Here is a 16,171-nt window from a genome sequence, read left to right on the forward strand (position 1 = left end):
CTAACTCTTTGTTTTTACGCAATTCCGGACGGAAAACCGCTGCGCACTTTTCCTGGAATTGCTCTAACCTCGATCAGTTGACGGCTTCGATCCGCGGCTGCTTGAGACCGCGCAGCCTGGCGGCAAAGCTCGGGCTGAATTTGTCGATCTCATGCAGGATACGGCGGCGGCTGAAGTGAACCTGCCGGCGCGCGCGCCAGCGCAGGTCGGTGTCGATGGTCAGGCTGCGGCGGAAGTTTGCCAGTTCGAGCCCCCGCTCGTCCATCTGCCGTTTCATGGGATCGTCGTAGAAAGTGGCGATCTTTGCCGCCGCCATGCCGGGCGAGGCCATCCATTGCGGCACGTGCACCATGCACAAGCGTTCGACGTCGGTGAGCAGGCGGCTGACGCCCGTTCCGGCGGCCGGACAGGATGTCTGGTAAGCGTCCCCGATCAGGACGACGCCGTCGCGCTTGCAATTCTCGGCGACGGTGATGTCGGTGAGCCAGCTCGAGACACGGTCGATGACCTCGAAATCGCCGAATGTCTTGAGGAGCCCGGGAAGCGTTTCGACGAGCGTCTCGCGAGGGCGGTCGCGCAGCGCCTTGACCCAAGGGTCGGTATGCTCCCGGAAAACAAAGAGATTGGCGCGAGTGACGCCGCCGGCCGGGAAAAAGTTCAGGTAGTCGATCCCGTCCGACACCCGCTCGCCGTAATAGGTCAATGCCGGATGCTTGAAGGCACGTGCGCCCGCCGGCCGTACATTGAAGCCGAAGGTCAACGATTGCCGCTGGTGGACGAACCGCCGCTCGATACCCACGTCGCGTCGCAGGATATCTCCCATGCCGGTGGCGAGCACGAGGAGGCGAGCCGTCACATCCGGCTGGCCGATGATCGATACACGCTGCCGCTCCGGACCCGCTTCCACCGCGCTCACCCGACCGGCGACGAAGCGCACGGTCTTGGGCAGTTCGGCCCGCATCACCGCGACGAGGTCGTCGTAGAAAATGCCGTAATGAGGGGCGCGCGTGCGGTCGAGCACACGCCCCTTGCGCACGTTGACGATCTCGTCGAATGCCGCGGCCGCTGCAGAAAGACTATCGAGGAGACCGATCCGGCGCAGTTTGTCGATCTGGTCGCCGGCGATCTTCTCGACGCGGAACTCGCGCGGAAAAACGGGGTGGCGGTCGATCAGCGTGACATGGTAGCCCGACCGCCCGAGCAGGGTCGCGGCAAGCGTTCCGGAGAGTCCGCCGCCGACGATGGCGATCTCCGTGTCGGTCCCCTCCGGCAGCGGACGAAGCGAATGTTCGGCGGTCATTGCGAATACCTCAACAGGGCATAGAGAGCACGGGGATTGGTGGTGAAATAGCGCCAGAAGAGCCGGCGCGGCTCCATCAGCATGCGCCAGAGCCATTCGAAGCCGGCCTTCTGCACCCAAAGCGGCGCGCGCCGGACCTTGCCGGCGATATGATCAAAGAGCCCCCCGGATGTCTTGATCACGCCGACATTCGAGAGCCGCGACGCAAAATCGCGAACAAAAATCTGCTCGCGCGGAACGCCGAGGCCCAACCACAATATGTCCGGTGCGAGCGCGTTGATTTCATCGAGCTTTTTCTCGAGCGCCTGGCCGGAAAGATATCCGTGGCTGTGGCCGACGATGCGCAGGCGCGGGTAGCTGGCCTTGATCGCGGCTACGGCCTTGGCGTTCCCGGCCTCGGTCGATCCGAGCAGGTAGAAGGTCGCGGCCTCGTTCTCGGCGAGCCTTGCCACGTCATGGAACAGGTCGGTGGTGGCCACCCGTTCCGGCAGCGGCGTGCTGCACAATAGGCGCGAGGCGAGAACGAGCGGCTGCCCATCGGCGAAAATCTGGTCGGCTTCGCGGAAGAGGGCGGCTATCTCGGACTTCGCGCGCGCCTGGGCGATGACCTCGCCGTTGGCTGAGGTGAAATAATACGGACGGCTGCCGTGGCGGTGCTGCCGCGCCGCCGCGATCATCAGACGGGCGGCGCCTTGCCGGTCGATCACCGTGACAGGAAGTCCGCCGAGTTGCACCGTCGGCAATGCAGCCAAGTCCTGCGGGGAAGGCGCTGCCTCCAGCTTCGCCACGGCGGTCACGCTTGGGTACCCGGTCGAAGTCTGATGCTGCAACCGGGGAAAATGAGAGGTCTCATGGTTAGCGGGCGTCACATATTGGCTGGAGTGGAGCGGATCCGATCCGTTGGTGGTAACGCAGTCTTGTTCAAAATCTCTTTTTGAACTTTCTAAAACTTTTCGCATAGGAGAAGTCGCCCCATTCTCCGATATTCAAGCTACCCCCTTCATCGTCATCATAAGTAAAAAAATCAAAACGTTAAGTGAATTGTTAATAGTTAGTTAATATGTAAAATTTGAATTGAAATTCAAATTGATTTTGTTCTTTCGATTGCAACTGCGACTTGTTTTTTGTCGATTTGAAGTTGTATTCTTTCCAGGCGTTTGCGGTGCGATTGCTGTTGATCGTAGCCACATCGGGGCGCCAGCTCGCATCCTGGATAGCGGCGGGTTGTCGATTGCAGCCGGGGTCCGGGATGTGGCGGCTCTACCGGCCCCCATCAGCCGCACTGCGGCGGCGCCCACGGCTGTCCGTCACATGATGCCGAAAGTCTTGTAAGCGTCGACCGCGCTCATCCCTTCGCGGATCGCCTTGGCGACGAGTTTTTCTCCGCGGACTTTCTCAAGGGCCAGCCGCACCACCTCTTCCTCGGCCTGCCGCGGAATGACGAGGACGCCTTCCTTGTCACCGAAAAGCAGCGTTCCCGGCTCTATGCGCACGCCACCGATCTCGAGCCCGCAGCGATAGTCCATGACCTTGCCGCGCACGCCCTGATCCTGCGCGTAGTAGCCGGTGCAGAAGCAGGGAAACCCCAGCGCCTTGATGCCATCCGTATCGCGGGCGAAGCCGTCGACCAGTGCGCCGCGCGCGCCGAGGATTTTCGCGCGCGTCGACATGAGTTCGCCCCACAGCGCGTAGCGGGGCGAGGCGCCGCTGGCGACATAGATCTCACCGGGCTTCAGATCGTCGAGCGCTTCGAACATCAGCCCTCAACGGGTTCCGTGTCGCCTCGCCGGATGGAAAAATGTCGGCCTCGAGCACCGGCATGGCCCGACCAAGCAATCGCGTCTTCTCATCGACAGGCCTGAATACGGGCGGCAGGAACTGATGCTGCAGCCCAAGCGTGTCCATCACGTCGCCGACCACAGCGACGAAAAGCTCCGCTTCGAACAGGCGGTACATCTCGGCATCGTCGGCATAGAGGCCCGTCGATCCCGTCATCAGGCTTCTATCCCGATGTTGGTGGGTTGAGCGGTGCGGCAAGGCCCGAGCGCCGAGGCATTCTGCACCAGCGCGCGCATATAGCCGAGCGCGAAGGCCTTTCCCGCGTGCCAGGGCGCGTCGCAGGACATTTCCGGCGTATGGTCGGGGATAATGACGCCGCCATAGTTTTCATCGCGCAGGATGCGGACGATCTCGGCCATGTCGATGTCGCCGTCGTCGACGAAGGTCTCGTGATAGTTCGGCACCTTGCCGCGGACGTTGCGGAAATGGATGTAGCCGATCCGCTTTCGCCGGGCGAAGCGCCGGACATGTCCGTAAATCTCGTCGGTGCCCGGCATCTCCTGCAACGAGCCGAGGCAGAGTTCCAATCCGTTGGACGGGGAATCGACGATATCCATCAGCCGGTCGTATTTCCGCGGCCGGTTGACGAGCCGCGCGGTACCGCGCAGCGTCTCGGCCGGCGGATCGTCGGGATGTGCTGCGAGCACGACGCCGGCTTCCTCGGCCACCGGAACCAGCTCCCGCAAGAAGGCGCCGAGCCGCTGCCAGAGTTCGTCACTGCTCACCGTCACCGGGCTGGCGTCCGGCCGGCCGGGGCGGTAGCGCATGTTCCAGACGACACCGTCGGGCAGCGGCAGATCGGGATCGATGGCCGCAAGGTCGAGTCCCACCGACATCGCCTCGCCGCGCGCGAACGGTCCGCGCGACCAGCCCCAGACGCCGGCAACGGAGAAGTTGTAGCCGATGCAGGGAATGCCGGCGCGCCCGGCATCGCGGACCAGCCGCTTCAACCCTTCGATCTGCTTCGCCCGATCGGGGCCGTCGAGCAAAACGTCGGACCAGAAACGCGGCGAAAAATTCTCGATCGCGGCGATTTCCAGTCCGTTGTCGCGCACGGTCTTCACCAGGCCGGCGAAGTCCTCATAGCTCCAGAGCTCGTCGGTGGAGCAGTCGCCCCAGCCTTCCTTCTCGCTGCCGGCGGACAGCGAAGGATCGCGCCCGCGAAAATAGTTGGTGAGATGAGCAACGATGTGCGTGGCGCCCGCCTGACGGGCGAAGCGGAAATTGTCTGATGTCAGCGATTCCCGGTAGAGGCCAAGACCGATCTTCATGGTTACTTCACGCCGATCCCGGCGCTCAGGCCGCCGTCGATTTTGTAGTCCGCGCCGGTGCAGAAGCTCGCCTTTGACGAGCACAGAAAGGCGATGAGCTCCGCCACTTCCTCCGGCTCGCCGATGCGGCCAAGCGGATGCGCAGCGCCGAAGCGCCGGTAGGCCTCCTCGACATCGGCATCACTGCCATTTTCGCCGCGTGCGGCCTTCTCGAGAATCGGCGTGCGGATCGAGCCCGGACTGACCGAATTCACCCGGATGCCGGCCGCTGCGTAGTCGAGCGCGAGCGAACGCGTCAGCGTGTGGATGGCGCCCTTGGTCGTGGCATAGGCGGCGACGTTCTGCTGGCAGGCGAAACCCTGCACCGAGGCGACGTTGACGATGGCGCCGCCACCCCGGCGGATCATTTCGGGGACGCCGAAATGGGCGGTCAGATAGATCGAGCCGACATTGACAGTCATCGCCTTGTTCCAGGTTTCCCAGTCGGTCGTCGTCGCCGTTCCGTACGGATGGACGGCGGCCGAATTGACGATCACGTCGAGGCCGCCGAAGCGCGCGACGCCGGCTGCGACGGCGTCGCGGACCTGGTCCGGCACGGAGACGTCGGTGTCCACGACCAGCGCGACGGCTTCAGACCTTTCCAGTTCCGCTCGCATTGCCGCATTGGCCGAGCGGTCGATACCGCAGGCGACGATCGCAGCGCCGCCCGCGGCAAGGCGCCTTGCGGTCGCAAGGCCGATACCGGTCGTCCCGGTCACCAGGGCGACCTTGCCGTCGAAATCCTTCATTGCGGGAACTCCTTCAATCACGTGGCGGAAGCCGGCTCTTCCGGCAGGAATCGCAGGGCGAAATCGAGATGGCGGCTCATCAGGTAGGCGTAGGCCAGCCTGTCGCGCGCGCGCAGCGCGGCGATGATCTCGCCATGCGCGGCGCGGGTATCGGCCAGTACCGGGCGCATTTCCTTGCCGATGGTCATGATCCGCAGGATCACCGGGGCAAGGAAGGAATACATGTCCGTCAGCATGCGATTGTCGGCCAGCGCGACCAGCGCCATGTGGAAATTGAAATCGTTCTCGGCGGCTTCCTCGATCGAGCGGCTGTCGACGATCCGGGCATTGATCTCGTCGAGCGCCTCGATCTGCTCGCTCGTGGCATTGAGCACGATGTGGTCGCCGATGCCGACTTCGATGATGCGCCTGAAACCCTGGATGTCGGCAAAGGACGAGCGCGAGACATCCATATGCGCGGCGAAGAAATTCTGGATGGCGATGCTCTGCCCGTCGGCCAGGACGGCGCCGACGCGTGGTTTCGGTTCGATCAGCCCGTAGGTCCGAATGGTGCGCAACGCCTCGCGCACCGTGTTGCGGCTGGCGCCGGTGATCTCGCTGAGCTCGCGTTCGGTCGGCAGCACGTCGCCGACATTCAGCTGCCGCGCCCGGATGAGGTCGAGGATCCGCCCGGCCGCGGCGTCAACCGCAGAGCTGCCGCCGGCGCGACGGCGGTCGGCATTGTCACGCACGGCCTGAGGGTTTTCCAATGAGCTGCTCCTAAATTGTTGGACCAACATATCGCAAGATTTGGGGAAAACAACCAACTTCGGCCCTGCATTGGTTGATTTTGCAGACATAATGCTGGCCGGCGGCCTCCGCAAACGACGATATTTTTAATTTGACTCCTATCGTGGTCCAACAATAAGTTGCTGCTCTCTCGAAAAGGAAACGGCGATGGAACAGTGCTGGCGTTGGTACGGCCCGGACGATCCGGTGACACTCGATCATGTCAAGCAGGCGGGCGCGACCGGCGTCGTCTCGGCCCTGCACGACATCTATGACGGGCGCGCCTGGCCGCTTGAAAATATCCTGGAGCGCAAGCGGATCATCGAGGCGGCGGGGCTGACCTGGTCGGTCGTCGAGAGCATCCCCGTCCACAATTCGATCAAGATCGGCTCGCCGGAACGGCTTCGTTATGTCGGCTTCTACAAGGATACGATCCGCGCGCTGGCGAAGGCTGGCATCGCGACGATCTGCTACAATTTCATGCCGGTAGTCGACTGGACCCGCACGGATCTGGCGTACCGGCTTCCGACGACCGGTTATGCATTGCGCTTCGACGCCATCGATTTCGCGACTTACGACCTGTTCGTACTGAAGCGCAAGAATGCCGAGGCCGGCTACACATCCGCCCGCATCGCCGCAGCGCAAGCGCGGCTGAAGGAACTCGGCGAGGAGAAGATCGACAGGATAGAGCGCAACCTCATCGCCGGCCTGCCCGCCACCGAGCGCAGCTACGACCGCGACAGTTTTCGCGAGGCGCTGGCCGAATACGATGCGATCGGGCCGAAGGAATTGCGCGAAAACCTCGCCTGGTTCCTGCGCGAGATCATTCCGGTCGCCGAACAGGAAGGGGTGCGCATGTGCATCCATCCCGACGACCCGCCCTTCTCGCTCTACGGCTTGCCGCGCATTGTCTCGACGGCCGAGGACGCGCGCTTCATCCTCAATGCCGTCGACAGTCCGGCAAATGGGCTGACGTTCTGCACCGGCTCCTACGGCACGCGCGCCGACAACGACATCGTCGCCATGGTCAAGGAATTCGCCGACCGCATCCATTTCGTCCATCTGCGCAACATCACCATCGAGGATGACGGCTCCTTCTATGAAGCCGAGCATCTCGAGGGCGGCACCGACATGGCGCATGTCATCCTTGCCCTGATGCAGGAGGAGGCGCGGCGTCGGAAGGAGGGCCGCGCCGATTGGCGCATTCCGATGCGGCCGGATCACGGGCATCTGCTCGCCGACGACATCGGCAAGACCAGGATCAATCCCGGCTACTCGCTGATCGGTCGGCTGAAGGGTCTCGCCGAACTGCGCGGCATCATGCGGGCCGTCGAGCGGTTTGGCCTGGCTTGAGGCCGGTCCGGGAGAATGCACGGTTTGCGTATGTAAAAACTATTTGCTCAGGTAAAAATACCTGCTACTGGTTTGCGGGCCGGGCGCAAGTCCGGTTCCAGGGAGGAATTGCCAGATATGACAAGACTGCGCGGTCTTGCGTGGGATCATCGACGTTGCTGGGGTCCGCTCGACGCCAGCGTCGGGCCGTATTGCGCCGCCAATTCCGGCCTCGAAATAGAATGGGACCGCCGCAGCCTCTACGAATTCGGCGAGGGCGCGCTCGGCCCGGTGCTCGGCGCGTATGATCTGGTCGTGTTCGACCATCCCTTCATCGGCGACATCGCGCAGGACGAGCTGATGGTGCCGTTCGACGACTATCTGTCGGCCGAGCAGATCCGCTTCTTCGAGCGGGATTCGGTCGGTCCGTCCTGGCGGTCCTACGGCAGGAATGGTCGCCAATGGGCATTGCCGATCGATGCCGCCTGCCACGTCGCCTCATATCGTCCGGACCTCCTGGAGCGCTACGGGCCGGTGCCCAATATGCATGAAGAAGTCGTCGCGCTCGGCCGGCTCGCGCGCAAGGACGGCAAATGGCTCGGCCTGCCCTTCGTGCCGACGGATGCCATGTGCATGCTCCTGACGCTCACGCACCCGCAGGAGAACGGCGAGCAATTCATCGCAACGGACATGATCGAGCGGGCAATCGCGCAACTGCGCGAGCTGGCGGCGCTGTCGCATCCAAGCTCGTCCAGATGGAATCCGATCCGCTGCTACGACCATATGGTCGCGCATGACGACGTGGTCTATGTGCCGTTCGCCTTCGGCTATGTGAATTACGCCTCGAAGACCGACCGGCCGTATCTGCGCTTTGCCGACGTGCCGACCGCGCGATCGGCCGGCGCCTTGCTCGGCGGCGCCGGCATCGGCATCAGCGCCCAGTCGAAACACAAGCAGGAAGCGATCGACTACGCGCTGTTCCTGTGTTCGCCCGAGTATCAGCGCGGTGACTATGTGAGATCGGGCGGCCAGCCGGGATCGCTGGCGGCCTGGAAGGATGCGAACGTCAACGGCCTTTCAGGCGATTTCTTCAATTCCACGCTGCGCACGATCAGCTCGTCCTATTTGCGTCCGACGCATCCGGGCTTCATCGCCTTCTTCCGCGAATGCGCGCCGCGTGCGGCCGCCGCCATCGCCGGCGACATCGCGCCGGCCGAACTGGCCGAGCACGTGAACCGCCTCTACCGCCAGACCAGGCAACCGGAACGGAGCGTCGCGTGATGGCAGCCGGCATTGCCGAAACGATCGAGGAAGGCGAAAGCGGCCGCAACGGATATCGCGTGCCGGCGGTGGAGAAGGCGCTCGACGTCCTGGAGTTCATGGCCTCCAGCGCCGAAGCGCTGACCCAGACCGAGATCGCGACCGGCCTCGGGCGATCCATCCACGAAATCTACCGCATTCTGCTTCTGTTGGAGAAGCGGGGCTACATCTTCCGCACGCAATCGGATCGCTTCCGGCTGTCGCTGAAGCTGTTCGAGCTGGCGCATATGCATCCGCCAGTGAACCGGCTGATCGAATGCGCGTTGCCGGTGATGCGCGAACTCACCACCAATGCCGATCAAAGCTGCCACTTGGTGGTGCGCGAGGGACAGAACGCGCTGGTGGTGCTGCAGATCGATTCACCGCTGCCGATGCGCTACTCGGTCGCGCTGGGATCGCATTTCCCGATCCTCGAGACCAGTTCCGGCGCGGTGCTGCTTGCCCATTCAAGCCGGGCCGAGCGCGACCGCATCGTCGAGCGCATCGTGGCCGCCGGCGAAGGCCAGGGAACGCGGGAAGAAATCGAGGCGCGGCTGAACGAAGTGGCCAGGCTCGGCTACGAGATGCGCGCGTCGCTGGCCGTCGAAGCCTGCACCAACATCTCCATGCCGGTGCGCGATCACACCGGCGCCGTCATCGCGGCGCTCACGGTGCCGCTCTTGCCGCAGAAGGCGGCGCGCTTCGACCGTGGGACCGTCTTCGAACGAGCCCGCGCCGCAGCCGAGAAGATATCGGCGGCACTCGGCTGGGGTGAATCCACTTCGTTACGTGCCGACCCGGAACGGCGGGACTACCCGTTCAGCGACTGACAAAAGCAATAACCTGGGAGAAGGAAATGCACTGGTCCAAGTCAATTCTGTTTGCATCCGCGGCCATACTAGCCCTGGGCACCGCCGCGGCGCATGCCGAGAACATGCCCAAGCGCATCGGCTACGTCACCAACTACGCCACCCATGAGTGGTACCAGAACGTCATCAAGGGCATGAAGGCGCGCGCCAAGGATCTCGGGATCGAGTTCGAGGTGCAGGACGCCAATCTCGACATCGCCAAGGAAGTGTCGGCCGCGGAAGACTTCATGGCCAAGGGCGTCGACGTGCTGATCATCACGCCCGTCAACGAGGAGGGCGTGGTGCCGCTGCTGCGCCAGGCGAAGTCCAACAACATACCGGTGGTGCTCGAGGGCAATCCGGTCAAGGGCATGACCACGATGGTCGCCATCTGCGACTACGACACCGGCTACATGTCCGGCGTCGAGGCGGGCAAATACGCCAAGGAAAAGCTCGGCGGCGTCGCCAAGGTGATGAATGTCGGCCTGCCGCTGCTTTCCGCCACGGTGCTGCGCTCGCACGGCTTCATGGACGGCCTGAAGACCATCATCCCCGACGCGGTCATGGTCCACGACCTCGACGGCGGCGGCAATCCGGACCGCGCGCTCGAGGTCTCGTCGGCGGCGCTGGCCAAGAATTCCGACATCAACATCATCTACGGCATCAACGATTCCTCATCGCTCGGCGGCTTGCAGGCCTGGAAAGCGGCCGGCAAGTCGCAAGACGGCCTGCTGACGGTCGGCACCGGCGGCGAGGGGCTCGCCTTCATCAACGCCATGCAGAACGAGCCGTCCTACCGCATCGAGGCCGCGATGTTCCCGGAGAAGGAAGGGTTCACCGCCATCGATGCCGCGGTCAAGCTCTTCAACAGCGAGGAAGTGCCCGAGCACATCGTCAGCCCGACCGCGCCGATGACCGGCGAGGACTGGAAGAAGTTCTATGACTACGACGGCACCACCCGCACCATCAAATGGGACGCCGTCAATGCGCTGCAGCCGCCGGCAAAGTGCATGAAGACCTCAGCCGATCTCAAGAAGTAGGCTGATCGACACGGCCCTTCCCGCGAGGTGGGAAGGGCCGCCCGGCTAGGCGCCGTTGGCGGCAAAGACACCGACACCGGCGCCTGACCCCCGAGCGACGGGAATGGATTGAGATGAGCGAGCTTACACACGCCCCCGCGCAAAGACGTTCCATCGGCGGCCAGCTTCTGGGCGGCAGCCAGCTTGTGCTCGGCGTCATCCTGGCGGTGCTGTGCATCGCCATATCCCTCGCTGCGCCGCAGTTCTATTCGGAGGCCAACATCATCGCCATCCTGCGCCAATGCGCGCTGGTGCTGATCGTCGCCTCGGGCATGACCATGCTCATCATCACGGCGGAGGTCGACCTGTCGGTAGGAGCATCGCTCGCCTTCGTCGGCTGCATCGGTATGGCGGTGCTCAATTCCACACACAGCCTTGCGCTCGGCATGCTGGCGGCGCTTGCCTTCGCCGGCGGCGTCGGCTTGTTTAACGGGCTGGTCGTCACCAGGCTCCGGGTGAACTCGCTGATCGCCTCCATCGGCACGATGATGATGCTGCAGGGCGGCGTCTACCTGTTCACACGCGAGGCTGTGCAGAACCACAATCAGCTGGCGAGCTTCACCGATCTCGGCGCCGGCTATGTCGGCGCGGTGCCGGTTCCCGTCATCCTGGCGGCGCTGATCTTCGCGGTCGCCTATGTGACGCTGCGCTTCACCACGCTCGGCCGCTATCTCTACGCGGTGGGGGCCAATGAAAGGGCGGTGCGCCTGTCCGGCCTGCGCTCGGAACGCCTCAAGCTGTTCGCTTTCGTGGTCACCGGCCTTTGTGTCGGCGTCGCCGGCATGATCCTGTCGTCGCTGATGAATGCCGGCCAGCCGACCGCCGGCCGCGGCTTCGAACTGACGGTCATCGCCGCCGTCATCCTCGGCGGCACCAGCCTGCTCGGCGGCCGCGGCTCGCTGTTCGGCACGCTGCTCGGCGTGCTGGTGCTGAAGGTGATCGACAACGGCATCATCATTCTCGGCTGGAACCAGGATTTGCAGATGGTGGTGCCTGGCGTCGTCATCATCCTGGCGACTTATCTCGACATCATCCGGAACAAAGCCAATGTCCGTTGATTTCCTGCATCCCGGCGAAGGCACGGCCATCGACACGAATGTGCCGGCGCTGGAACTGCGCGGCATCGGCAAGCGCTTCCCGGGTGTCGTGGCGCTGGACAATGTCGACTTCACCCTGGAGCCCGGCAAGATCCACGCCCTGATGGGCGAAAACGGCGCCGGCAAGTCGACGCTGATCAAGATCATGGCCGGCGTCTACGGCAAGGATGCCGGAACCATCCGCATGCGCGGGCGCGAGGTCGACATCAGGTCGCCGCGCGACAGCCTGAAAGAAGGCATCAAGGTCGTGTTCCAGGAGATCGCGTTGATCTCCGAGTTCACCGTCGCCGAAAACATCTTCCTCGAAGGCTATCCGACCGGCAAAGCCGGCTCGATCGACTGGAAGAAGATCCGTACCGATTCAGCAGCGCTGTTCAACCGCATAGGCTTCGATGTCGATCCGGCGGCGCGGACCGGATCGCTGCCCGTCAGCCAGCAGCAGATGGTCGAGATCGCCCGCGCGCTTGCCCACGAGGCGCGCGTCGTGGTGATGGACGAACCGACGTCCTCGCTGACGCCGAACGAAGTCTCGTTGCTGTTCACCGTCATCCGCCGTCTGGCGGCCCTCGGCATCGCGGTGGTCTATGTCAGTCACAAGCTCGACGAGGTGTTCGAGATCGCCGACACGGTGACCGTGCTGCGTGACGGACGCCACATCTCGACCAAGCCGGTCGGCGAGCACAGCAACGACACGCTGATCCAGGACATGATCGGCCGGCGCATCGACAATCTGTTCCCCCGCAAGCGCGGCGCGCCGGGCAGCAAGGTGGCGCTGTCGGTAAACAATCTCAGCACGGCGAAGAAGCTGAACGACGTCTCCTTCGAGGCGCGCGCCGGCGAGGTGCTCGGCTTCTTCGGATTGATGGGGGCGGGCCGCACCGAGCTCGCCAAGGCGATCGTCGGCTACGATCCGATCACGTCCGGCGCGATCACGGTCGACGGCCAGCGCCTCGCGCCGCATGACACGCGCACCGGCGTCAAGCTCGGCATCGGCCTGCTCACCGAGGATCGCAAGAGCGAAGGACTGATGAGCGAGCTGCCCGTCTACCAGAATGCCAGCCTCGCCTCGCTCGGCGCGTTCGCCCGCATGGGCTTCGTCGACAAGGCGAAGGAGCACAGAGCGGTGCAGGACTATGTCGACCGTTTCCGCATCAAGACACCCAGCCTGTTCCAACAGGTGAAGAACCTGTCGGGCGGCAACCAGCAGAAGGTGCTGATCTCGCGCTGGCTGATGCGGGGTCTGAAAGTCATCGTCGTCGACGAACCGACCCGCGGCATCGACGTCGGCGCCAAATCGGAAATCTTCGCGCTGATCGACCGGCTTGCCGGCGAGGGTCTGGCGGTCGTCATGATGACGTCGGAGATGCCCGAACTGCTCGGTCTCGCCGACCGGATCGCGGTGATGTGCGAGGGCCGCCTGACCGCGATCATGTCGCGCGAGGAAGCCACGCAGGAGAAGATCCTCAATGCGGCGATCGGGTGAGGTCATGACGCTTCGCTGCGGTATTCCCTGCGTTCAGTCCTTCGAAGGGAGCAAGCGATGAGCCTTACAAGCATGGCTTCCGCAAAAGCCGAGCCGTCCATGCTGGGGCGGCTCTTTGCCCGGCAGGAACTGGCGCTGCTGGTCTGCCTTGTCCTGGTGCTGGTGTTCTTTTCCGCCACGGTCGAGAATTTCCTCTCCGTGCGCAACATGACCAACGTGCTCGGCCAGGCCTCGCTCGCGCTCACTGCCGGCATCGGCTGCGCCATCGTCTTCATTTCCGGCGAGGTCGACATTTCGATCGGGTCGCTGCTGGCGACCATCGCCCTGCCGCTGATCATCATCATGAACGACACCAACTCGCTGCTGCTCGGCGTCGGCGGCGCGCTACTGTTCGGGCTGATCATCGGTGTGGTGAACGGCTATCTCACCGCCTATGCCGGCATCAACTCGCTGATCGTGACGCTCGGCACCATGTTCATCATGCGCGGCGGCGTCTATCTCTACACCGGCCAGCGCGCGATCCCCGACGATGCCGCCCTCGACAGCTTCATCGCGCTGTCGGACGGCCGCCTGTTCAACATCATCCCCTATTCGGCGGTCATCGCTATCGTCCTGCTCGCCGCATTCGGCTACATGATGCAGCACCGGCCGTTCGGGCGGCAGATCTATGCGGTCGGCGGCAACCAGGAAGTGGCGCGGCTGGCGGGCTACGACGTGCGGCGCGTCAAGTTCGTCTGCTTCATCGTCAGCGCACTGCTGGCGACGGTTGCCGGCATCATCCTGGCGGCGCGCGTCGGCTCGGCGCAGCATACGGCCGGACTGAACTTCGAATTCCAGGTCGTCGCCGCGACCGTGCTCGGCGGGGTGAGCCTCGCCGGCGGCATCGGCAGCCTGACCGGCATGGCGCTCGGCGTCCTGATCCTGCAGTTCCTGTCCAACGGGCTGCGCGGGCTCGGGCTGCCGACCGAATGGCAGCTGGTCATCACCGGCATGATCATCATCGCCGCGGTCGCCTTCGACGAGGCGAAGCGCAGGCGTGCGATTGGAGGCTGACATGGCTCGTCTTGAAGGAAAAACCGCCGTCATCACCGGCGCCGCCGACGGCATCGGCCATGCCATCGCCGAGGCGATGGCGAGGGAAGGGGCGCATGTCTTCCTCGGCGACATCGCAGACAAGGCGGGCGAGGATTTCGCGGCAGCGCTGCGCGCCGCCGGCCACCTGGCCGACTATGTCCATTGCGACGTTTCGCAGGAAGCCGATATCGCCGGCCTTATCGATGCGGCCGTCAGGAAGACCGGGCACCTCGACGTCCTGGTCAACAACGCCGCCATCGCCATCGGCGGCATGCCGGTGCACGAGATGACCGACGAGCAATGGCACCGGCTGATCGCGGTCAACCTGACCAGCGTGTTCCGCGGCTGCAAATACGCGCTGCCGCACATGATCGCGCAGAAGGCGGGCTCGATCATCAACATGGCCTCCGCGCAGGGCCATATCGGCCTCGACGGCTGGACCGCCTATGCCGGCGCCAAGGGCGCGGTGATGGCGATGACGCGCCAGATGGCGGTCGAGTTCGGCCCGGTGAACGTCCGCGTCAACTCGATCTCGCCCGGCACCATCAACACGCCGATGAACGACAGGCTGATCAAGGAGATCGGCGGCAATCTCGCCAAGGCCTGGGTCAAGATGCATCCGCTCGGCCGCATCGGCGAGCCTTCCGAGGTGGCCGAGGCCGCCGTCTATCTCGGCTCGGATGCGGCCGGCTTCACCACCGGCACCGACCTGCGCGTCGATGGCGGGCTGACCGCCGCGCCGCGCTACGTCCCCGAACTGCTCTGAACACGAAACGAGACATCAAATGAACAAGGCCCTCGAAGGCGTCCGCATCCTCGATTTCAGCCATCTGCTGCAGGGGCCGTTCGCCACGCAGCTGCTCGGCGACATGGGCGCCGATGTCATCAAGATCGAGCGGGCCGGCGCCGGCGACATGTTCCGCGGCATGACCTTCTTCGCCAAATGGGTCGGCGGTTCCGAGAGCCCGAACTTCCTCGCCTGGAACCGCAACAAGCGCTCGATCGCGCTCAACCTGAAAAGCCGCAAGGTGCATGCCGTCATCATGGAGATGGCGAAGAGCGCCGACGTGGTGGTGCAGAACTTCCGCCCCGGCGTGCTCGCCAAGCTCGGCTACGGCTACGAGGATTTCAAGGCCGTCAATGCGCGCATCATCTACTGCTCGGGTTCGGGCTATGGCGAGGAGGGCCCTTATGTCGAGCGCCCCGGCCAGGACATGTTGATCCAGGGGCTCGCCGGGCTGATCGCCAACACCGGCCGCGGCGACCAGGCTCCGGTTCCCGCCGGCGCCGGTCTCGCCGACCAGATCGGCGCCATGAACATGGTCTACGGCATATTGTCGGCGCTCTACTATCGCGAGAAGACCGGCAAGGGCCAGAAGATCGAGGTCAATCTGCTGGCCGGGCTGCTCGCGCATCTCAACCAGGAATATGTCGCCGTGCTCAATCTCGGCGAGGATTTCGTGCGGCCGAATTCCGGCATCGGCCACCCCGGCATGCAGGCGCCGTTCGGCATCTACGAGACGAGCGACGGCGGCTACGTGTCGATCGCCATGAGCCCGTTCAAGACGCTTTACGAGATGCTGGGGGCGCCGCAGCTCGCCGTCTACGACGACCTGAAGACGCTGTTCGACAAACGCGACGAGGTCTTCGAGAAGGTCAATGCCGAGACCAAGAAATTCGCCACGCAGGATCTTTTGGCACGGCTTCTTGCGGCCGACATCTGGTGCGCCGAGGTAAAGGACATCCGCCGCGCGGCGGAAGACCCGCAGGTCACGCATATGGGCATGATCACCAGCTACGATCATCCGCGGGGCGGCAAGGTGCGGGTGGTGGCGCCCGCGGTCAAGATGAGCGAGACGCCCGCGACCATCGAACGGCCGGCCCCGCTGGTCGGCCAGCATGGGCGCGAGATCCTGGCCGAGTTCGGCCTGTCGAAGGACGAGATCGCCGCACTCGAGGCGTCCGGCGACATGACCGTGGAAGCGGCCTGACG

General features: G+C 64.0%; 16 protein-coding genes. 9 read left to right on the forward strand and 7 right to left on the reverse strand.

All coding sequences use genetic code 11. The annotated features are described in order from the left end of the window. Positions 1 to 73 precede the first annotated feature (73 nt). The 7 genes from QAZ47_RS12400 to QAZ47_RS12430 all read right to left on the reverse strand — a co-directional run bounded on the left by QAZ47_RS12400 (position 74) and on the right by QAZ47_RS12430 (position 5,947). Positions 74 to 1,300: an NAD(P)/FAD-dependent oxidoreductase gene (locus QAZ47_RS12400; protein WP_278233433.1), complete on the reverse strand. Its 1,227-nt coding sequence runs from the start codon at positions 1,298 to 1,300 to the stop codon at positions 74 to 76. Next, complete coding sequence (locus QAZ47_RS12405) at positions 1,297 to 2,259, reverse strand: WecB/TagA/CpsF family glycosyltransferase (protein WP_278207033.1); 963 nt, start codon at positions 2,257 to 2,259, stop codon at positions 1,297 to 1,299. The genes QAZ47_RS12400 and QAZ47_RS12405 overlap by 4 nt, the downstream gene beginning before the upstream one ends. Before the next feature lie 348 nt (positions 2,260 to 2,607). Beyond that, entirely contained in the window at positions 2,608 to 3,057 is a 450-nt protein-coding gene (locus QAZ47_RS12410) for an RraA family protein (RefSeq protein ID WP_278233434.1), read from the reverse strand. Next, positions 3,023 to 3,295: a hypothetical protein gene (locus QAZ47_RS12415; protein ID WP_278233435.1), complete on the reverse strand. Its 273-nt coding sequence runs from the start codon at positions 3,293 to 3,295 to the stop codon at positions 3,023 to 3,025. The genes QAZ47_RS12410 and QAZ47_RS12415 overlap by 35 nt, the downstream gene beginning before the upstream one ends. Then, positions 3,295 to 4,410, reverse strand: coding sequence for a mannonate dehydratase (locus tag QAZ47_RS12420; RefSeq protein WP_278233436.1), 1,116 nt, complete (start codon positions 4,408 to 4,410; stop codon positions 3,295 to 3,297). Before QAZ47_RS12420 ends, QAZ47_RS12415 begins: the two co-directional genes overlap by 1 nt. A 2-nt stretch (positions 4,411 to 4,412) precedes the next feature. Further along, the gene (locus QAZ47_RS12425) at positions 4,413 to 5,198 is read right to left on the reverse strand and encodes a glucose 1-dehydrogenase (protein ID WP_278233437.1); all 786 of its coding nucleotides are present in this window, start codon (positions 5,196 to 5,198) and stop codon (positions 4,413 to 4,415) included. A 17-nt stretch (positions 5,199 to 5,215) separates the two neighbouring features. Further along, the gene (locus tag QAZ47_RS12430; protein ID WP_278207037.1) at positions 5,216 to 5,947 is read right to left on the reverse strand and encodes an FCD domain-containing protein; all 732 of its coding nucleotides are present in this window, start codon (positions 5,945 to 5,947) and stop codon (positions 5,216 to 5,218) included. A gap of 187 nt (positions 5,948 to 6,134) precedes the next feature. Here QAZ47_RS12430 and uxuA point away from each other — a divergent pair, with 187 nt between their 5' ends. The 9 genes from uxuA (at position 6,135) to QAZ47_RS12475 (ending at position 16,169) form a co-directional block, all read left to right on the forward strand. Then, positions 6,135 to 7,319 (forward strand): mannonate dehydratase, encoded by a 1,185-nt coding sequence (gene uxuA / locus QAZ47_RS12435; RefSeq protein ID WP_278207039.1) that lies wholly within the window; start codon positions 6,135 to 6,137, stop codon positions 7,317 to 7,319. A 117-nt stretch (positions 7,320 to 7,436) separates the two neighbouring features. Beyond that, positions 7,437 to 8,579, forward strand: coding sequence for an extracellular solute-binding protein (locus QAZ47_RS12440; protein ID WP_278207040.1), 1,143 nt, complete (start codon positions 7,437 to 7,439; stop codon positions 8,577 to 8,579). Then, positions 8,579 to 9,427 carry an IclR family transcriptional regulator gene (locus tag QAZ47_RS12445; RefSeq protein WP_278207041.1) on the forward strand — a complete coding sequence of 283 codons (849 nt, stop codon included), beginning with the start codon at positions 8,579 to 8,581 and terminating at the stop codon, positions 9,425 to 9,427. Before QAZ47_RS12440 ends, QAZ47_RS12445 begins: the two co-directional genes overlap by 1 nt. Before the next feature lie 26 nt (positions 9,428 to 9,453). After that, positions 9,454 to 10,485, forward strand: coding sequence for a sugar ABC transporter substrate-binding protein (locus QAZ47_RS12450; RefSeq protein WP_278233438.1), 1,032 nt, complete (start codon positions 9,454 to 9,456; stop codon positions 10,483 to 10,485). A gap of 113 nt (positions 10,486 to 10,598) precedes the next feature. Then, the gene (locus tag QAZ47_RS12455) at positions 10,599 to 11,582 is read left to right on the forward strand and encodes an ABC transporter permease (RefSeq protein WP_278233439.1); all 984 of its coding nucleotides are present in this window, start codon (positions 10,599 to 10,601) and stop codon (positions 11,580 to 11,582) included. Further along, positions 11,572 to 13,104, forward strand: a complete 1,533-nt coding sequence (locus QAZ47_RS12460) for a sugar ABC transporter ATP-binding protein (protein WP_278233440.1) — start codon at positions 11,572 to 11,574, stop codon at positions 13,102 to 13,104. Before QAZ47_RS12455 ends, QAZ47_RS12460 begins: the two co-directional genes overlap by 11 nt. Positions 13,105 to 13,161: 57 nt before the next feature. Next, entirely contained in the window at positions 13,162 to 14,157 is a 996-nt protein-coding gene (locus QAZ47_RS12465) for an ABC transporter permease (protein ID WP_278233441.1), read from the forward strand. 1 nt (position 14,158) lies between these two features. Beyond that, on the forward strand, positions 14,159 to 14,944 hold the full coding sequence (locus QAZ47_RS12470) for an SDR family oxidoreductase (protein WP_278233442.1): 786 nt from the start codon (positions 14,159 to 14,161) through the stop codon (positions 14,942 to 14,944). Positions 14,945 to 14,963: 19 nt separating this feature from the next. Continuing rightward, entirely contained in the window at positions 14,964 to 16,169 is a 1,206-nt protein-coding gene (locus QAZ47_RS12475; RefSeq protein ID WP_278233443.1) for a CaiB/BaiF CoA-transferase family protein, read from the forward strand. The last annotated feature ends 2 nt before the right edge of the window (positions 16,170 to 16,171 follow it).

The sequence above is a fragment of the Mesorhizobium sp. WSM4904 genome, assembly GCF_029674545.1.
Taxonomy (GTDB): domain Bacteria; phylum Pseudomonadota; class Alphaproteobacteria; order Rhizobiales; family Rhizobiaceae; genus Mesorhizobium.

Coding starts and splice junctions, on each gene's coding strand:
- QAZ47_RS12400 (WP_278233433.1), bottom strand. CDS start 1,300: ATGACCGCCGAACATTCGCTTCGTCCGCTGCCGGAGGGGACCGACACG.
- QAZ47_RS12405 (WP_278207033.1), bottom strand. CDS start 2,259: ATGCGAAAAGTTTTAGAAAGTTCAAAAAGAGATTTTGAACAAGACTGC.
- QAZ47_RS12410 (WP_278233434.1), bottom strand. CDS start 3,057: ATGTTCGAAGCGCTCGACGATCTGAAGCCCGGTGAGATCTATGTCGCC.
- QAZ47_RS12415 (WP_278233435.1), bottom strand. CDS start 3,295: ATGACGGGATCGACGGGCCTCTATGCCGACGATGCCGAGATGTACCGC.
- QAZ47_RS12420 (WP_278233436.1), bottom strand. CDS start 4,410: ATGAAGATCGGTCTTGGCCTCTACCGGGAATCGCTGACATCAGACAAT.
- QAZ47_RS12425 (WP_278233437.1), bottom strand. CDS start 5,198: ATGAAGGATTTCGACGGCAAGGTCGCCCTGGTGACCGGGACGACCGGT.
- uxuA (WP_278207039.1), top strand. CDS start 6,135: ATGGAACAGTGCTGGCGTTGGTACGGCCCGGACGATCCGGTGACACTC.
- QAZ47_RS12440 (WP_278207040.1), top strand. CDS start 7,437: ATGACAAGACTGCGCGGTCTTGCGTGGGATCATCGACGTTGCTGGGGT.
- QAZ47_RS12445 (WP_278207041.1), top strand. CDS start 8,579: ATGGCAGCCGGCATTGCCGAAACGATCGAGGAAGGCGAAAGCGGCCGC.
- QAZ47_RS12450 (WP_278233438.1), top strand. CDS start 9,454: ATGCACTGGTCCAAGTCAATTCTGTTTGCATCCGCGGCCATACTAGCC.
- QAZ47_RS12455 (WP_278233439.1), top strand. CDS start 10,599: ATGAGCGAGCTTACACACGCCCCCGCGCAAAGACGTTCCATCGGCGGC.
- QAZ47_RS12460 (WP_278233440.1), top strand. CDS start 11,572: ATGTCCGTTGATTTCCTGCATCCCGGCGAAGGCACGGCCATCGACACG.
- QAZ47_RS12465 (WP_278233441.1), top strand. CDS start 13,162: ATGAGCCTTACAAGCATGGCTTCCGCAAAAGCCGAGCCGTCCATGCTG.
- QAZ47_RS12470 (WP_278233442.1), top strand. CDS start 14,159: ATGGCTCGTCTTGAAGGAAAAACCGCCGTCATCACCGGCGCCGCCGAC.
- QAZ47_RS12475 (WP_278233443.1), top strand. CDS start 14,964: ATGAACAAGGCCCTCGAAGGCGTCCGCATCCTCGATTTCAGCCATCTG.